The sequence below is a fragment of the Paenibacillus sp. FW507-14B1B genome (genome assembly GCF_058781425.1).
The window spans coordinates 257504-273476 of the sequence record NZ_JBYSWS010000005.1; the positions used below are offsets into that span (position 1 = coordinate 257504).

The 15973-nt window shown below is 43.7% G+C and carries 16 protein-coding genes; 2 read left to right on the forward strand and 14 right to left on the reverse strand.

The annotated features are described in order from the left end of the window. Window positions 1–98 precede the first annotated feature (98 nt). The 6 genes from AC3WJJ_RS22335 to AC3WJJ_RS22360 form a co-directional block, all read right to left on the reverse strand. Window positions 99–1034, reverse strand: a complete 936-nt coding sequence (locus AC3WJJ_RS22335) for a S66 peptidase family protein (RefSeq protein ID WP_492543892.1) — start codon at window positions 1032–1034, stop codon at window positions 99–101. Window positions 1035–1367: 333 nt separating this feature from the next. Then, entirely contained in the window at window positions 1368–1709 is a 342-nt protein-coding gene (locus tag AC3WJJ_RS22340; protein ID WP_492543894.1) for a GNAT family N-acetyltransferase, read from the reverse strand. Window positions 1710–2002: 293 nt separating this feature from the next. Then, a complete protein-coding gene (locus tag AC3WJJ_RS22345; RefSeq protein WP_492543896.1) occupies window positions 2003–2512 on the reverse strand; it encodes a DUF1572 family protein in 510 nt (169 codons plus the stop codon). A 117-nt stretch (window positions 2513–2629) separates the two neighbouring features. After that, window positions 2630–3319 (reverse strand): methyltransferase domain-containing protein, encoded by a 690-nt coding sequence (locus tag AC3WJJ_RS22350; RefSeq protein WP_492543898.1) that lies wholly within the window; start codon window positions 3317–3319, stop codon window positions 2630–2632. 37 nt (window positions 3320–3356) lie between these two features. Continuing rightward, window positions 3357–3716: a hypothetical protein gene (locus tag AC3WJJ_RS22355; protein WP_492543900.1), complete on the reverse strand. Its 360-nt coding sequence runs from the start codon at window positions 3714–3716 to the stop codon at window positions 3357–3359. A 14-nt stretch (window positions 3717–3730) separates the two neighbouring features. Beyond that, window positions 3731–4216, reverse strand: a complete 486-nt coding sequence (locus AC3WJJ_RS22360; protein WP_492543902.1) for a DinB family protein — start codon at window positions 4214–4216, stop codon at window positions 3731–3733. Window positions 4217–4361: 145 nt separating this feature from the next. On the opposite strand from AC3WJJ_RS22360, the gene AC3WJJ_RS22365 reads away from it, so the two are divergent. Continuing rightward, window positions 4362–5309 (forward strand): helix-turn-helix transcriptional regulator, encoded by a 948-nt coding sequence (locus tag AC3WJJ_RS22365; RefSeq protein ID WP_492543904.1) that lies wholly within the window; start codon window positions 4362–4364, stop codon window positions 5307–5309. Between the two features lie 150 nt (window positions 5310–5459). Here the strand turns inward: AC3WJJ_RS22365 and AC3WJJ_RS22370 are convergent, their stop codons facing one another. Both AC3WJJ_RS22370 and AC3WJJ_RS22375 read right to left on the reverse strand, forming a co-directional pair. Then, the gene (locus AC3WJJ_RS22370; RefSeq protein ID WP_492543906.1) at window positions 5460–6356 is read right to left on the reverse strand and encodes a putative RNA methyltransferase; all 897 of its coding nucleotides are present in this window, start codon (window positions 6354–6356) and stop codon (window positions 5460–5462) included. A 76-nt stretch (window positions 6357–6432) separates the two neighbouring features. Then, a complete protein-coding gene (locus tag AC3WJJ_RS22375; RefSeq protein ID WP_492543908.1) occupies window positions 6433–7926 on the reverse strand; it encodes an arylsulfatase in 1494 nt (497 codons plus the stop codon). A 156-nt stretch (window positions 7927–8082) separates the two neighbouring features. Between AC3WJJ_RS22375 and AC3WJJ_RS22380 the strand changes: the two genes are divergently transcribed. Then, the gene (locus AC3WJJ_RS22380) at window positions 8083–8703 is read left to right on the forward strand and encodes a DUF3298 and DUF4163 domain-containing protein (protein ID WP_492543910.1); all 621 of its coding nucleotides are present in this window, start codon (window positions 8083–8085) and stop codon (window positions 8701–8703) included. 92 nt (window positions 8704–8795) lie between these two features. Here AC3WJJ_RS22380 and htpG read toward each other — a convergent pair whose 3' ends face one another. From htpG to AC3WJJ_RS22410, 6 genes are all read right to left on the reverse strand, one after another. Further along, a complete protein-coding gene (gene htpG / locus AC3WJJ_RS22385; protein ID WP_492543912.1) occupies window positions 8796–10676 on the reverse strand; it encodes a molecular chaperone HtpG in 1881 nt (626 codons plus the stop codon). A gap of 381 nt (window positions 10677–11057) precedes the next feature. After that, a complete protein-coding gene (locus tag AC3WJJ_RS22390) occupies window positions 11058–11783 on the reverse strand; it encodes a nucleoside phosphorylase (protein WP_422659946.1) in 726 nt (241 codons plus the stop codon). A 1-nt stretch (window position 11784) separates the two neighbouring features. Continuing rightward, window positions 11785–12459 carry a sulfite oxidase-like oxidoreductase gene (locus AC3WJJ_RS22395; RefSeq protein ID WP_492543914.1) on the reverse strand — a complete coding sequence of 225 codons (675 nt, stop codon included), beginning with the start codon at window positions 12457–12459 and terminating at the stop codon, window positions 11785–11787. 24 nt (window positions 12460–12483) lie between these two features. Continuing rightward, a complete protein-coding gene (locus AC3WJJ_RS22400; RefSeq protein WP_422659944.1) occupies window positions 12484–13407 on the reverse strand; it encodes an ABC transporter permease in 924 nt (307 codons plus the stop codon). Next, window positions 13408–14457 carry an ABC transporter permease gene (locus AC3WJJ_RS22405; RefSeq protein ID WP_492543917.1) on the reverse strand — a complete coding sequence of 350 codons (1050 nt, stop codon included), beginning with the start codon at window positions 14455–14457 and terminating at the stop codon, window positions 13408–13410. It abuts the gene before it with no gap. Continuing rightward, window positions 14457–15950: an ABC transporter ATP-binding protein gene (locus AC3WJJ_RS22410; RefSeq protein WP_492543919.1), complete on the reverse strand. Its 1494-nt coding sequence runs from the start codon at window positions 15948–15950 to the stop codon at window positions 14457–14459. The genes AC3WJJ_RS22405 and AC3WJJ_RS22410 overlap by 1 nt, the downstream gene beginning before the upstream one ends. Window positions 15951–15973 lie beyond the last annotated feature (23 nt).

The window sequence follows — 15973 nt, forward strand, 5'->3', positions numbered from 1 at the left end:
TATTCGTAAGTAACAGATACTCCATCTGCCCATTTCTTAAAAGATTTCATTTCATTTTCAAGATTCAGAATTGCATTATTCATCGACAACCACCTAGCTCAATGTTCTATCACTTCCAAGGTTACTTTGGATGCATTGGCTTTAATGTTTACAACTCCACCAATAGGAAAAGTGGCAAACGGAAACTCATGACCGAAATCTACATTCGAAATGATTGGAATGTTCTTCAACTGACTTTTCGTTGAAACCATTCTTCTAATGACGTCTATGTTCATTTTGCAACAATCCTCAAAGCGCCCTAGTACAATACCCTTTACACCTTCAAAACCTGATGTTTGAATGAGTGACTGGAGATTCCTTTCGAATTCATATCTGAAATAGTCGCCTACAAGGTTGTCATCCTCAAGGAATACTATCTTATTCCTGAGGTCTGGCATGAATTCTGTTCCTTGCAAAAGATTTAAAGTACAAAGATTACCTCCAACAATTTCTCCCTGAGCGAAGCCTTCTTGGATTACAAAGTATTCGTGTGCCAGTTTAGATGGTTCAATTATATAAGTTTCATTCTGTAAAAGGCATTTTTCAAAGTATGCATTGGTGTACTCCATTTCTTTGTTAAATCCAAAGGATGAGAAATGTGGTCCATGATAAGTAATTAATCCTGTCTTAGCATAAGTCGAATTCAACAAAGCAGTAATATCAGAGAAACCACATAATATTTTGGGATTCCTTTGTATTAATGAATAATCTATATATTCTAAAATCTGGTTCACATTAAATCCGCCGATACAAGTTAGTATCGCTTTAACATTTTTATCAAGAAACGCGTCATGTAAGTCTTCAATACGAGATTCAATACTCGAAGAATCAGATTCATCGAGCTCACGACAATTTTTTGAAAACGAAATTTCAAACCCCTGATTCGTGAGAAATTCTAGAGCATTATCATACACCTCTTGCCAAATAATACTTAGGCTTCTTGAAGGTGCAATTACTCTTATTTCATCACCATAATTCAGTTTATCTGCAATCATGGAATACCCTCCTCGGTTCTCATTCATGGTTAGGATGCTCTCGTCATCCTACGGATAATGGAATTCAATTACCTAATCAAAAAAACGCGCTGGAGGCTTAGTCCTGCGCGTTGTATCTTACAGGATAGTTAGCGCAAAAAGCGTTAACCCATCCCAAGTTATAGGAATGTGTTAACGCTTCTTATGATGATAGGATTGATTCAAGACCAGATTGAACATTCTTATCTCCCTCCCTAATTTATCAATATTATGTTAATAATAGCTGTCGCCTTGCAGGTAAACAAGGATGAAATATCCTACACATTAGCTGAACAGGATATTAACCCTCTCTAATTATTCACTAGAACCAGTGCTAAATCGAAAAACTAGCTTTTCTCCATCTTCAGAATGATAACCAAGTTCTTCGGAGTAATTCCCGTTCGTGCATGCGTTAAGTGTCCTGCGCCAGAAATGTTTCGCACGTTCATTGCGTTCAGTAGGATTGGTTTGCACTTCCCAATGACCTGGCATCTTATTAATAATCTGCCGCACCGCTTCTTCTCCAACGCCCTTTCCTCGATAATTGCGTAATAGGAAGAACTCATTCATGTAATAATCAATATAGTCAGGACAGCAAATGTGATGACGATGCTGTACACAATGACCAAGTTTGGTAACGCAAAAAAAATAACTCATGACCTAAAAAAAATCCTAACTCATAAACCCATCACCTTTGAGCAATATGTTAAAGATCATAAAGAAAGTTTTATAAGAAGTAGATGATGAGTGAGGGCTAAACTTTGAACTGATAAATTCATTGAAACAACTGGAAGTTTAATGACCGGTAGTCGGGAAGGTTTAGTTAAACTATGGGGGTCTTTAAACCCGTTAGGTCAATGAAAAAGGCAACTGATCGTTTGACCAGCTGCCTCTATTTCATGGTTTCACTATTGTGTCCCGTTGTTAAACGTAATCCACCATGTGCTTTTTTAATCGTAATTCCAAACAAGCTGCCCTTTTCTTATTTTTGCAGCATATATAATTTGTCCTGTATGAAAATGAACCTCTCTAAACATTGCCATTATAAGATTCAAAGCAGTCGTCTCGTTATTCACTTGACTGTATGTAAGGGGGGGCCGATTAAGAAAGGGTTGTGACATGAGTAACTCAGGATTGGACTTGAGATGTTCAAGATATTGTATAAGAATATCAAAAGAGACTCTGGTATTTGTTATCGCTTGTTCCTTAGACATCTTTAGCCCTTTTTCAAATTCCTTATCTCTATCTCTTGAGTCAGGAATATCTAGAAAAATGGTTTCAATTCGTGAGTGTACCGCACCTCTAATATGAGCAACTAAGTTAGCGATGCTATTACTTTCTGGTGTCGGGGAAAAAGTAATATCATCTTCAGACAACTGTTCAATCGCTTGAAGAGTCCATTTCTTCTCTGATCTGAACTTAACTAACATGCTTTCAATAAGTTCTACGGCGACTTCCATCCAATGCCCTCCTAGTAAAATTTACATCTGTTTAATGCTACCAAACAAAATCCTCCCGACACAATGGTCAGATAACATTACCAGTACCACGCTATCCTGCCCGTCTTAAAAAGCACCTTATAAATCCTTCCACCAAATCCCTGCACATTCTGGTATAGTTGACCATTGATTTTCAATAATCTTCTCTACTAACTCTTCTCCAAAGAAAAACTCTGTGCATTTTCTTGCTTCTTCTACATTTTTAAATTTATAATCCATGCGTATCCATTTGTGATGGAAGCCATAATCCTCTTCAAGAGACTTATAATACTTCGTTAAAAATTCAGGCGGATCTGGGGTTTCCGTCCCAGTACCCATAGTCTCAAAAATGATTATCGTACCATTTGGCTTTAAAACACGATTAAGTTCTGACATAACAAGTTTCAGATTTTCATCCCATTTCTCATTCCCTGTATTGGTTATATAACTTATACTCCAACCAGAAACCACCAAGTCAATTGATTCATCGGCAATAGGGAGGCTTCTGTGATCTGCCACAACAGTAGTCCAATTCTGAGACACTCCTTGTTTTGTTAACTTATTTTCTAATAATTCCAGCATCGAAGAAGAAATATCTGTGCATATCAGTGACATTGCATCTTTTGCAAGAACACTGGATAATCTACCAGACCCTGCCCCTAGATCAAGGATATTCAAATCCTTAAATGGACGTATCTCATTAATAACCCCAGATAGATCGGGTTGTTTACTCACCATGAATTCATATGTATCCGTTTGATTTTGATAAATTTGTTCATGCGTAGCCATCAATGATCAACCTCTCCTAATTTTTGTTTGTACAAGATTATCTATCAACACTCGCTAATTTATAAATGGTTTTATTTATGGAATATTGATTTTCTAACTCATCATAATATGACTTCGGGTCTGAAATCTTATTATCTACGAAGAACTTAGCCGTACGCTTTAGACTATTAATATACATATCTTCTGTCATTCTGTTGATTCCATTGTATGTTGTTAAATGTGCTATTTCTTCAATACTTCCCTTTTGTTGTACTGTGTCATGCTTAACATCAATAACAACTTCCATTATCAATTCATCTTGGAATAGCACTCTTGCTGTAACTAATTTACTGTCTAAATCAACATTTGGGTAATCAAAAGTTACGCCTGTCGGTTCAATGCGAGAGTAACCCGTCAAAATTCAACACCTCTCTAATACAGATCAAACATATTTACTTCATAGCCCAGCATCTTTATGTACGTGAACATTTGTGCTCGGTGATGCTGAGCATGAGTCACGATTTCAATCAACCACTTGGCTTGAACTGAACCGTATTCCAGATAAAAGGGCTTGGTCGCCTTATGTAAAAATTGCTCTTCTGGGAGTTCCTCCATATAACGCTTTACATCTTCCATACCAGATGTCATCCAGCGGGCGAGTGCTTCATGGTCTGTATCTGCGTTGATTTCCCCTTCAAGCGCGCGGATGTCCGGCTCACTCTTCTCCTGAAGAATGAGTAGATCTACACTCGGTACAGAGACGAGATGCTGGACAAGTTCTTTTAGTGTCCTCATGTTCTCCGCAGGCTTGTACTCAAAGTGTTCGGGAGATATTTTGCGGATTAGGTTCGATGAAGTTTTTACAATATGCTCTAATTCCTCAAACAACAAATGCTTTACTTCATTCACAGCGCTCATACCATTCACTCCATTATTTTCAATTTTTTATCCCTTTTTCTGGGCTTATTCCTTATTCTAGTCTATAATAGTGACAACTATTGTCATCATTATGAAAATCGAAGTGAAGAGCAAGAAAAATAATTGATTCTAGGGGTGAACGGGCATGTCTAAATCCAAAAGACTTATGGAACTGATGATGACCGTCAATCGAATGCGGAAGTTTACGGTCAAGGAACTTGCTAACCAATTCGAGGTATCCCCGAGAACCATACTAAGAGATCTACAAGAACTAAGTGAGCTAGGGGTTCCCCTCTATTCAGAAGTCGGGCCGCATGGCGGCTATCAGGTGCTAAATGAACGTATCCTCCCTCCGATCGCATTCAGCGAGGATGAGGCAGTTGCGATGTTTTTTGCCAGTCATGCCCTGCGCCACTACCTATTCATGCCGTTTGATGAGGAATCTTCTTCAGCCCTGAGCAAATTTTACTATTATATGCCTGGCGATGTTCGCGATCGGATCGATCAGATTAAGAATCGTGTAGATATCTCTATACCTATCCGTCAGCAAAAAGCGCTCTATTTAACCATACTGCTAGAAGCAGCCGTAGAACAGCGAATCCTTACGATTCAGTATGAATCCAAACAAGGTTATTCCGAGCGTAAAATACAGCCTGTCGGCATTTATGCCAGCAACGGCTTCTGGTACTGTCCCGCTTACTGCTTCATAAGAGAGGACTTTCGTCTGTTCCGCTGTGACCGAATTCAGTCCGCCGAATATGACACAAGCGGCATAACACCACTGGATCATCGGCATATTGACCTTGGCAATTGGGAGTCATTAACGAAGGAAAGACCCTCGTATATCCCCCTCGTTGTAGAGCTTGGACGGGAAGGTGTACAGCGCTGTGAGAATGAACTTCGCCCGGTGCCTAAGATACAATTGCGCCCAGATGGCACAGGAAGAATTGAACACAACATTCCGAGCACAGAGATTCAATACTTCGCGAAATTCTTCATTGGACTGGGGACAGAGGCAACGGTTGAAGAACCGCCGGAACTGATTCACCGTATGAAAGACATGTTATCTAAGATTATGGCCAAATATGAATGAATCATAATCGTAAGGCCAAATCCCATTCGTCTAATCCAAATAAAGAAATCGCCCTTAGAGCAGCATGGATGTGATTAGCACAACCATCGAATAAGGGCGATTTCTTTTTATTTTGCAAAATCATACGGATTACGAGGAATCTACGAAAACTTACTTGTTCTTCTTCCGTCCAACCAAGATCGTAAAGTCACAGGTGATTTCATGAAGATTATGATCCAGAACCTGCTGAACCTGCTCTTCCGCTGCGCTCCAAGACAACGGAGTCATATACACCAGATGTTCAAGCTCGACGGGATTCAATGGAACGGAATAGCGAATCCGCTCTTGATCCAGCAATTCAAAACTACGATCAAACAATTGGATCGTCTGTTCATTCGAATACTCACGACGGTCATCCTGTTCATAGAATACCGAACGTAATTCTTTTAAATACTCACTGTCTGGAATAACCTTTATTAATACACCGTCATCTGCAAGTAGTCTATCAAATTCCGAATAATTAGAAGGCGAGAGTATATTCAGAATCACGTTAAATGACTTGTCTGCAAACGGACACTTAGCCAGATCGGCAACACACCATAGATTAGAACTATCATTCTTCGCGGCCATTAAGACGCCTTCTTTGGAAATATCGATCCCGACTCCCAGTACATCCACTTGAATCTGGCGGCTTACCATCTCTTGCAAGGTCATTAGATGTGAGCCTTCTCCACTTCCGGCGTCCAGAAGGAATATTCTTTTATCCTCGGCAGGCTCTAGCGACTGCCCTATGATCTCACTTAACCGAGCTAGCATGGGTTCAAAAAAAGCAGCCTCATTCATCATTTTTCGGCCATCGAACATTCGTTTATCGTATTTGGTCTTGGATGGCGTCGTCAGCATATTAACATAGCCCTGCTTCGCTAGATCAAATCGATGGGCGTTCGTGCAGAGTAGGCTTTTCCCATCGTCTACCTTGATTTCACCATGACATACCGGACATCTAAATAACGCTTCATTCTGTTCCATAAGCCGGGCACTCGCTAACAGCTTCCCACTTTTGGTCATAAGTAAATCCACTCCTCAAGTTGGAAATGTTACGGATTATCCGCTATCGGCTATCATACCATAACGTCCATTTCTTTTACGACTGGTTCAAGAGATGACTCAGGCAGGCTAGCGGCTTACGTCCCGTTATTAATGCTGTCCCATCTGAATATCCTTCTTCTCTTCCATTCAGCTCCTGAACGAGGATATCTCTCCACTTCGCAAGTTCAGCTGACATCGATGGAGATGGTGCCAAATCCGTCAATTCCTGCGGATCATCCGTCAGATTAAACAATTGTTCGCGGCCGGACTGTGTGAACCATATGTACTTCATTTGTCCGTCCGTGATGTATTGATTAGAGAGATTACCTAAAGAATGTTCGCCATGGAGATATTCTCTCCACTGCGTCTCTTCCCCCCTACACAAAGGTAATACGCTAGAGCCATTAACAGAATCCGGAATGGGTACACCAGCAGCCTCAAGAAGGGTCGGCATAATATCTCGCATTTCAACCACTTGATCCACTTGCTTACCTCGTTTCAAAGATAGATGGTTTCCGGGGTCGTAGACCATGAATGGAACCTTAGCACTTCCTTCATACGGCAGCGATTTTCGGAATAAATGATGATCCCCCATCATCTCCCCGTGATCTGAGGTAAATAAAATAATGGTATTGTTCAGCACACCTTGCTCGAATAGAGCATTCATGAGCCTTCCGATCTGATCATCGAGATGTGTAATTAATGCATAATAAGCAGCCAATGCTCGCTGTAGACGTCTTCCCTTTAACTTGCCGAAGGCAGTCTCGGGGCTTGTGTCCCCATTCATTGCAGCCACTTCATCCACCCAATCTCCGACAGGAGGAAGCGGTATATCCAGATCCTTATACATATCAAAGTAGACTTGTGGCGGATCAAAAGGCGGATGCGGCCTAACGAAAGAAGACCATAGGAAAAATGGCTTGGATGGATCACGACGACGTAGAAAATCGATCGACTCACTCACGGCCCAATTGGTCGGATGATATTTCTCCTCCATATGCCATGGTCTTGCGACGGTAGATGCATTACAGTCCAATCCGTGATCGATCAGATCCTGATCCGCCCCAGCCTGGCTTCGCAGCCAGTGCAAGTAGTCGTCACATTGATCGAAGTGCTCCGATGCCTTCACACGACTCTTGTCACGGTTGTAATGCATGTAGCCATCATGCAGCACTACATTATGAAATCCGCATAAATTACGGGTAGGATATACATGCATTTTACCTATGCATTGGGTATGGTATCCCGCTGCCGCGAGTTCCCCAGGAAGTGTATGAGGGTATTTCCAAGGCACCTGATCCATGTACCCTACTCGTCCATGGGATTGCTGGCTCATTCCGGTAAAGATGGAGGCTCGTGCTGGTAAACAGCTTGGGGTAGCGGAATAAGCATTTTTGAAATAGACTCCACTGTTCGCTAATCTATCCAGGTTCGGTGTCTCTACAATGGGATGCCCGGCTGCACTTAAGCAATCTGCACGCATTTGGTCAACCGTAATCAGCAGCAGATTCGGTCTTTCTTGTTGTTTCAATCCAATCCCTCTTTTCATGACTTTAGTTGTTATGATTAACTTCTCTGTGTTTCCGTTAATTCCTGTAGGAGATTTTGAAACTAACTTATCGTTCTCACTTCCGCTAAATCGTCGAACCCAATCTAAGGTACCTGAATAGGCTATTGTATCTGATGTGAAATGGGGCGAAGATACATGGCCTATTATGCGCCGGTTGAAATCCGGACACAGACCTACAAGGCTCCCGGTATTGTTATTCAATACCCGCAAGTAACAGGGCTCGCTAACCAGCAAGCCGAAGCAAAGATCAACAGAGCGATTACTGCGCAAATTCAAGAAATGCAGCGTATTCAGCAAGGGGTACAGACCGGAAGGAATCCGGAAACCATCGGGCATTTTGAGATCAAAACGAACGAACGTGGTCTGTTAAGTCTGATGCTTAGTAATTACACATACTCGGTCCCCATGGCTCACGGTTATACTGTAGCTAAAGGTCTGACCTTCTCTACACAAACGGGGCAATCCTATCGTCTTTCAGATCTGTTCCGTCCGGGTTCCAATTACTTAGCTGTTCTGAGTGCCGAAGTGAATCGGCAGATTAAAGAACGCAATATTCCTACGCTCGAAGGAAGCGTAACTGTACAGCCTAACCAGGACTATTATCTGGCTGACAAGTCGCTGGTTATCTTTTATCCACTGTATGCGATTACTCCCGGATACGTGGGGTTCCCGATGTTTCCCATCTCGGTGTATTTCCTTCAAAGCGTCGCAACAGAGGATGGACCACTCATGACGCTGTCAGCGGATATGGCTTGAATAAATAACAAATAACCCGCAGCTTTGGAATTTGATCCATTGCTGCGGGTTATTGTTTAGTGATGTGAGTCAGGCTTCATTCTGGCTTTTATTTACACCATAATTTTGCAAATATCGTTCGTAAACTCTACCGGATCAGAGATTGTCAGGCCTTCAATCAACAATGCTTGATTGTACAGAAGGTTCGTGTAAAGCGCTAGCTTCTCTTGATCGCCCTTATGAGCATCTTTCAGAGACTTGAACACCTCGTGGTTGATGTTGATCTCCAGCACCTTGTCTGCTTTAACATCCTGACCATTCGGCATAGCTTTCAAGATTTTCTCCATCTCAATCGTTAAATCACCTTCAGCTGTGAGGCACACTGGATGGGATTTCAGACGCTTCGATGCGCGAACACTCTTAACTTTGCCACCCAAAATTCCGCTCATCGACTCGAACAATTCCTTGTTCTCGCCTTCTTCTGCTTCCGATGGCTTATCCTCTGCATCTGGCTCAATACCAAGGTCGCCGCTAGATACAGACTTAAACTCTTTCTCTTTATAAGTCATCAGCATTTTGATTGCGAACTCATCCACGTCATCCGTGAAGTATAGAATTTCATATCCTTTATCCGCTACCATCTCCGTCTGTGGAAGCTTCTCAATGCGATCGATCGATTCACCAGCTGCATAGTAGATATACTTCTGATCTTCAGGCATTCTCGATACATACTCATCCAGCGTAACCAGCTTCTTCTCGGTGGAAGAGTAGAACATCAGCAGGTCTTGCAGAACGTCCTTGTGTGTTCCGTAATCGTTGTACACACCGAACTTAAGCTGTCTACCAAACGCATTGTAGAACTGCTCATACTTCTCTCTTTCATCTTTCAACAAGCTTTGAAGCGCGCTCTTAATCTTGCTCTTAATGTTCTTCGCAATCATCGTGAGCTGACGGTCATGCTGTAGCATCTCACGGGAAATGTTTAGTGACAGATCCTCGGAATCTACCATGCCCTTCACGAAGCTGAAGTAATCCGGAAGAAGGTCTCCGCATTTGTCCATGATGAGTACACCATTAGAGTACAGTTCAAGACCTTTTTCAAATTCCTTCGTGTAATAGTCAAACGGCGTATTCTCTGGAATGAACAAGATCGCATTGTATACAACTGCGCCATCCGCTTTGATATGGATATGTTTCAGCGGCTTATCAAATCCGTAGCGTTTCTCCGTATAGAAATTGTTGTAATCCTCGTCTGTCAGCTCGTCCTTATTTTTGCGCCAGATCGGAACCATGCTATTAACCGTTTGTTCTTCCACATATTCCTCAAATTCATTCTCCGTACCTTCTTTAGGACGCTGACCCTTGATATCCATCTTAATAGGGTAACGAATGAAATCTGAATATTTCTTAATGATCGATTTGAGGCGGTACTCCTCAAGGTATTCATCATACTGATCGTCTTCGGTATTCTCTTTAATCTTCAGCACGATTTCCGTACCTACCGAATCCTTCTCACACGGCTCGATCGTGTAGCCTTCCGTTCCCGTGGACTCCCACTTGAACGCTTGGTCGCTACCCAGCGCTTTACTTGTTACGGTTACGACATCCGCTACCATAAAGGCAGAGTAGAAGCCGACACCGAACTGACCGATAATGTTATGCCCATCCTTCGCTTCATTCTCACTCTTGAAGGCAAGGGAACCACTCTTCGCAATAACCCCTAGGTTGTTCTCCAGATCTTCCTGCGTCATCCCGATCCCTGAATCAGTAATCGTTAGTGTACGGTTCGCCTTGTCAGTGGTCACCTTGATGTAATAGTCTTCTTTATTAAATACGAGATTATCGTCTGTAAGTGCTCTGTAATAAATTTTGTCGATCGCGTCACTTGCGTTAGAAATCAGCTCTCTGAGAAAAATCTCTCGCTGCGTATAAATGGAGTTGATCATCATTTCAAGCAATCGTTTCGATTCTGCTTTAAACTCTTTTTTAGCCATGGATGAATCTCCCTTCAAACATTGATTTACTTTTAGCACTCCCCTGTCGAGAGTGCCAACACTTCTTTTATTTAACACGTTCTATTTTTTAATGTCAATATGTTTGGGGGTGTTTGTTGATAATCTATAGCTCTTGAAAACCGCTACACGTACGTATCGTTCCTACAATCGCTGTTGCCTTTGGATTTCCTGAATAAACTCGAAGTAGTCGAAATCCAAAGGCAAAGGCGACCGTTTCACTTTTCCGGAATCGATTCGTCCGCTCCGCTGCTTCGTGCTCACATAAATTTCAAACAATTTTTTACGATAGTTAAAAAATAAAAAAAGCGATCCCCCTCGCCAAATCACCGATAGAGAATCGCTATTCCATATAAATTCATTCTAATCTGCCAGTGCTACAACTGCCTTCAGCGCAGCGTTAATCTCACGTTCGACAGCATCTGCAACCACATTCGTATTCGGATCATATTCTGCTGCGAGGTCGGCATCCGCGAATCCATCCATCGCAACAATAGCACCCGCACGAACACCGCGCAGAGCAGCAACAACGTAAAGTGCGGAAATCTCCATCTCCACGCCGAGAGCACCCGCTGCTTTATACTTCTGATGTGGGAATTCTTCCACACCATTGAAGAACACATCCAGTGTCACGGTAATTCCCTTGCGCACGACACCTTCACCCAAAGAGAGGGCTGAATCATACAATGCTTCAGCAACTTCGCTGTCAGCTACCGCCGGGAAACCGTCTGGTACGAGTTGCTTGGTCAGTCCATCGGTTCTTACCGCCGCTGTACTTACGACAAGACTGCCTGCAGGGATATCAGCATGATATGAACCTGCTGTTCCAACCCGAATCAGCGTCTTCGCACCCGCGCGAATGAGTTCCTCGAAGCAGACCGCTGCTCCTGGTGAACCTACGCCATGACTTGTTACGGCTAGCTCAACGCCTTCATACGTTCCCACGAATGTGCGATATTCACGGCTGAACGCCAGCTCACGTGCACCTTCCAGCTTACGTGAGATAATCTCTGCACGATTCGGGTCACCACAGACCACTACAAATTCAGGTATATCTTCCGAGTTCACTTGCAATATTGGCATTAACATATTAATCATACTCCTTACGTGTCCATTCATCTTCCGGTATCGGAAGTGCTTCACCACTAAACCGCTGTTCTTCAAAAGGATCTGCTTCGTTATGAAAACCATTACGTTCCCAGAAGCCCGGACGGTCTTCTTTCATAAATTCAATCTTACGCAGCCATTTGGCGCTCTTCCAGAAATAACGATGCGGCACAACCGTCCGCAGTGGCCATCCATGCTTCTCTGTAAGCGGCTCACCATTAAAACGATATGCCATCAATACATCATCCTTGAGAAGATCCTCGATCGGCACATTCGTATCGTAATCCGGATCAGCATGGAACATAACATACTTCGCCTCCGGCTTTACCTTTAACAACTTCAGGAAATCCCGAAACAGAATCCCTTCCCAGTGTGTATCAAACTTCGACCAGCGTGTCACACAGTGGATATCACAATCGACCGTTACGGTCGGTAGGGACATTAACTCTTCATAAGTGAATACACGTCTTTCTTCCACCTCACCAAACACCTCAAGTGTCCACGCTGACATGTCGTAATGAGGAACTTCACCTTCATGAAGAATAGGGAATTTCTCCGTTAATGCTTGTCCTGGTGGCAGCTTGGCTCGCTGCTCATCCGTAAGATTCGAAACAGGCATCGGCTTCATTTTTTTTAACCGTTCTGCTTTTTTATGCACCGAGCTCATCTCCTTCTTGTTGTGTTATCTAGAGCTTGTACCTTGCTTCTGAGCATCCTTAAGGAAGCTCTTATCTTTGAAGAAGAACATAGCCACAATCGTTACAACATACGGAAGCATAGCCGTGAAATGCGAAGGGAGTGCCAAGCCTTGAAAACGAATGCTCACAGCTTCCATGAATCCAAACAACAAGCTAGCTGCCGTTACGCCTAGTGGTCCAGATTGTCCAAGCATCGTGGCCACGAGCGCAATAAATCCACGTCCCGCTGTCATGCCTTCTGTAAACATAGTTAACTGTCCTAACGAAATCTGAGCACCTGCTAATGCACACAATACCCCGCTGACTAACACGGCACCATACTGATACCGGGGGACCCGAATTCCAATACTACTTGCCGCAAGTGGATTCTCACCTGCAGCCAGAAACCGGAAACCATTCTTCGTTCGGTAGAAATAATACCACATGAGTCCTGCAATGACGAAAGATAAGTATACCAGAGGTGTATGACCAGAGAAGATCGGACCTAGTACAGGTATATCCTTAATCAGTGGAATTTCCCATTTCGGAAGACCGACCATTGTATTGTCGTAAAATGCACCCTTTACATTAAAAATCGCTCTTAAACAAAAAGTCGTTAACCCCGCTGCCAACGCATTCATCGCAATACCAACAACGATCACATTTGCCCTTAGGTTAATCGTTAAATATGCGAATATAAGGGAGAAAATAGATACAATAACGATCGCAAACAAAATCGCATACAACACATTGCCGAAATAGTAGTTACCAACAACCGATGCAAAAGCACCGAGCAACATAAATCCCTCTAGACCTACATTGAACAATCCTACCCGCGCGCACAAGGCTCCCCCAAGCGCTGCAAGTAAAATCGGAGTAAGCACTCGAAGGGCTGTATTTAGTAGAGCAAGATCAAACAGCTGTTCCACTTACTTGTTCCCCTTTCTACGCTTCAGGAAGCTGTATGTGAACTTCGCGGATATAAACAGGATTAACACAGCTTGGATAATAGCTCCCACCTCAAGTGGAACCTCTGTATTACGTTCAACACCCATTCCACCCGTCTGCAGTGCAGCCAAGAACAGTGCCGCTACGAATGTCCCAATCGGATTAGATCCAGCTAACAGTGCAGCCATAATCCCTGTCCAAGCATAGTCGGCTGTCGTTAAAGCGCCATCGATATATCGATACTGTGACCCCAGAATTTCAACAGCACCGCCAAGACCAGCCAGTCCACCACTAACAAACATCGCACCAATCATCATGGATCCTCGCTTGATCCCACCATATAAAGCAAATAGAGGATTACCTCCAAGCATACGAATCTCATAACCAACAACCGATCTCTTCAGCATGACATACATCACAACCGCCGAAATGACCGCAAGCACAAACCCTAAATGAAGCGGCATTCCACTGATCAACTTAGGTAGCCATACTCCCTTATCAATCATGGCTGATTGTGCCATCGCTGCTGAACCCGATGTATCCTTAAGTGGATACGCAACCAAATAACCAGCGAATAAATCAGCTACATAGTTCAGAAGTAGTGTTGAGATTAGCAAGTTCACTGCAAATTTTGCATCAAAATATCCGGCCATGACCGACCAGAAGCCACCGGCAATCGTACCTGCAAGCAAAGCACAGATACAGACGAGCCATCCTGGTCCTGGTAAATATAGTCCAACAAGTGCAGCTGCTAACGCCCCGAATATCATCTGTCCTGGTGAGCCGAGGTTAAAGAATCCGGCACGAAACGCAAAGGCAGCGCCTAAGCCGACCAGAATAATCGGGGTCGCGCGCGATAATGTATTCGTAAAGAAGTACATGCCGCCAAATGCGCCATTCCACATCTCCACATACGTCTCCAGAATGTCTCCCCCTGCGATAAGAATCGCAATAGCACCTGCAAGGAGTCCAACCAATACGGCAATCAGCGGCTGGATGAGCGGAAGTATATATTTCATCATTTTGTTCATTACACTGTTCCTCCTGCCATAAGCAGACCAAGCTTTTCTTCCGTCGCTTCCTGCGCCGTAAGTTCGCCGGCAATCCGTCCTTCATACATCACAATAATTCGATCCGATAATTTCAATATTTCCGTTAGCTCTGACGATACAAGCAGGATTCCCGTACCTGCATCACGTCTCTTCAGCAGTTCGGTGTGGATCGTCTCCATCGCTCCGATATCCACACCTCGTGTTGGCTCTGCAGCGATCAGGAACGGTGTCCCGTGCTCGAGCTCTCTTGCAACAATCAGCTTCTGTAGGTTGCCTCCGGATAAATACTGCGTGGTCGTTTCGAGCGATCCCGTCTTAATAGAGAACTTATTTACCCAGCCAGATACGAGTTCACGAATCTCTTTAAGTTTAAGGAAACCGCCCTTCTGAAAACGACGCTGATGTCCCATAAGCCCTGTATCCATGACCGTAGCTTCACGGTTCGCACCCCATACATAACGATCCTCGGGGATATGCGCAAGCCCTTGCTCACGGATCTTGTGGGTAGACATGCCTGTTACATCAGTTCCTGAGACAGCAATTCGACCCTCATCTGGCTGAGCCAGACCCGAAATGACTTGGAGCAGCTCGGATTGACCATTACCGGAAATACCAGCAACACCGACAACCTCACCGGCTTTCACCTTCAGGTTAATTCCATCTAATACGTGCTTGCCCTTCGTACCTTTTACAGTGACATCAGATACTTCAAGTACGCTATCTCCCGGGACCGAAGGATTCTTCTTCAGCTCGGCAAGCTCACGGCCAACCATTAGACGAGACAATTCATTCGCATCTGTCTCCCCCTTCATCACCGTCCCGGACACAGCTCCATCTCGAAGCACTGTAATACGATCAGCGACATCAAGTACTTCATTAAGCTTATGACTAATGAGGATAAAGCTCTTGCCTTGCTTCGACAGCAGTTTAATAGCCTGCAGTAACTCCTGCACCTCGATCGGTGTAAGCACACCCGTAGGTTCATCTAGAATAATGACTTGTGCCCCTTGGAACAATACTTTCAAAATTTCAACACGCTGCTGAACACCTGGAGCACTTGTCCCTGTAATCGCATGGGGATCAACCTTCATTCCGTATTGATTGCAGAGATCCTCCACGATTTGAGCAGCCTGTTTACGATCAAACTTTATAGCAGAGCCAGGTTCGTTACCGATCACAATATTCTCAGCAATCGTAAAAGAAGGAAAGAGCATAAAGTGTTGGTGTACCATACCGATACCGTTATGAATCGCGTCTAATGGACTGGAAAAGGATACTTCCTTACCGTTCAGCTTTATCGTACCGGATGTTGGTTGTTCCATTCCGTACAGTATCCGCATGAGCGTTGTTTTTCCGGCACCATTCTCCCCAACAATCGCGTGAACCTCTCCTGCTTCCAGTGAAAAATCAATGCCCCGGTTTGCGCTAAATTCACCATACTTCTTGGTAATACGGTCCATTTGGAGTAGCATTTATGTTCTGTCGTCCTTTCACG

Coding starts and splice junctions, on each gene's coding strand:
- AC3WJJ_RS22365 (WP_492543904.1), top strand. CDS start 4,362: ATGTCTAAATCCAAAAGACTTATGGAACTGATGATGACCGTCAATCGA.
- AC3WJJ_RS22350 (WP_492543898.1), bottom strand. CDS start 3,319: ATGGCTACGCATGAACAAATTTATCAAAATCAAACGGATACATATGAA.
- AC3WJJ_RS22335 (WP_492543892.1), bottom strand. CDS start 1,034: ATGATTGCAGATAAACTGAATTATGGTGATGAAATAAGAGTAATTGCA.
- AC3WJJ_RS22370 (WP_492543906.1), bottom strand. CDS start 6,356: ATGACCAAAAGTGGGAAGCTGTTAGCGAGTGCCCGGCTTATGGAACAG.
- AC3WJJ_RS22340 (WP_492543894.1), bottom strand. CDS start 1,709: ATGAGTTATTTTTTTTGCGTTACCAAACTTGGTCATTGTGTACAGCAT.
- AC3WJJ_RS22405 (WP_492543917.1), bottom strand. CDS start 14,457: ATGAACAAAATGATGAAATATATACTTCCGCTCATCCAGCCGCTGATT.
- htpG (WP_492543912.1), bottom strand. CDS start 10,676: ATGGCTAAAAAAGAGTTTAAAGCAGAATCGAAACGATTGCTTGAAATG.
- AC3WJJ_RS22360 (WP_492543902.1), bottom strand. CDS start 4,216: ATGAGCGCTGTGAATGAAGTAAAGCATTTGTTGTTTGAGGAATTAGAG.
- AC3WJJ_RS22390 (WP_422659946.1), bottom strand. CDS start 11,783: ATGTTAATGCCAATATTGCAAGTGAACTCGGAAGATATACCTGAATTT.
- AC3WJJ_RS22380 (WP_492543910.1), top strand. CDS start 8,083: ATGGCCTATTATGCGCCGGTTGAAATCCGGACACAGACCTACAAGGCT.
- AC3WJJ_RS22410 (WP_492543919.1), bottom strand. CDS start 15,950: ATGCTACTCCAAATGGACCGTATTACCAAGAAGTATGGTGAATTTAGC.
- AC3WJJ_RS22375 (WP_492543908.1), bottom strand. CDS start 7,926: ATGAAAAGAGGGATTGGATTGAAACAACAAGAAAGACCGAATCTGCTG.
- AC3WJJ_RS22345 (WP_492543896.1), bottom strand. CDS start 2,512: ATGGAAGTCGCCGTAGAACTTATTGAAAGCATGTTAGTTAAGTTCAGA.